This window comes from Corallococcus sp. RDP092CA (assembly GCF_041903675.1).
Classification (GTDB): Bacteria; Myxococcota; Myxococcia; order Myxococcales; family Myxococcaceae; genus Corallococcus.
This window is the reverse complement of record NZ_JAYESI010000112.1, coordinates 1-625: the sequence shown is the minus strand read 5'-3', so window position 1 is coordinate 625 and position 625 is coordinate 1. Positions and strand designations below refer to the sequence as shown.

Here is a 625-nt window from a genome sequence, read left to right as displayed (position 1 = left end):
GGGGAGAGGAGGGGCAGCTCGGCCACGGGCTGCTCGGGCCTGGCGGCCACGGCCTCCAGCAGGGTGTGGAGGTGGCGGGCCATCCGCTCGATGGTGCCGCGCTCGAAGAGGGCGGTGCTGTACTCCATCCAGCCGGTGAACCCCTGCGGTGAGTCCTGCAACGTCAGGGTGAGATCGAACTTGGCGGAGTGGCCCTCCGCGACGACCGGCCGGAAGGTGAGGCCCGGAACGCGCAGCGCTTCTCCCGGGGCGTTCTGGAGGACGAACATCACCTGGAACAGCGGGCTGCGGCTCGTGTCCCGCACGGGCTGGAGGACCTCCACCAGCTTCTCGAAGGGGACGTGCTGATGCTCGTAGGCCGCGAGCGTCGTGCCGCGCACCTGGGCCAGCAGCTCGCGGAAGGACGACTGGGGCTCCAGACGCGCGCGCAGGACGAGCGTGTTGACGAAGAAGCCGATGAGGCCCTCCGTCTCCGCCTGGGTGCGGCCCGCGATGGGCGAGCCCACGGTGAGGTCTTCCTGCGCGGAGTAGCGCGACAGGAGCACCTGGAACGCCGCGAGCAGCACCATGAAGGGCGTGGCGCCCTCGCGCTGGGCCAGGGCCTTGAGCGCGTCGGACGTCGCCT

General features: G+C 71.0%; 1 protein-coding gene. It reads right to left on the bottom strand.

Translation table 11 applies throughout. The annotated features are described in order from the left end of the window. Positions 1 to 625 (bottom strand): condensation domain-containing protein (locus U8525_RS34395; protein WP_374270960.1); only part of this gene is annotated, 625 nt, incomplete at both ends.